Source organism: Kitasatospora sp. MBT63 (assembly GCF_000710465.2).
In the GTDB taxonomy this organism is placed as follows: Bacteria; Actinomycetota; Actinomycetes; order Streptomycetales; family Streptomycetaceae; genus Kitasatospora.
This window is the reverse complement of sequence record NZ_JAIZ01000676.1, coordinates 10946-11176: the sequence shown is the minus strand read 5'-3', so window position 1 is coordinate 11176 and position 231 is coordinate 10946. Positions and strand designations below refer to the sequence as shown.

Sequence of the window (231 nt, the reverse complement as noted above, 5' to 3'; positions counted from 1 at the left end):
AGGCCGGACTCACCGCCGACGCCGTCACGCTGCTGGAACGTGTGGCGGCCCACAGCGAACGAGTCCTGCGCGCGCACCACCCCGTCACCCTCACGGTGCGGAGCAACCTCGCCATGGTCTACCAGGAGGCCGGACGCACCGCCGAGGCAGTCCGCCTCGGGGAGGAGGTCCTCGCCGACAAGACGCGGCTCCTCGGCCCTGACCACCCCGAGACCCTCACCGTCCGCGGCA

1 protein-coding gene is annotated in these 231 nt (G+C 72.7%); it reads left to right on the top strand.

Annotation, left to right across the window (positions count from 1 at the left end):
- Positions 1-231 (top strand): tetratricopeptide repeat protein (locus AA75_RS51150; RefSeq protein WP_199520492.1); only part of this gene is annotated, 231 nt, incomplete at both ends.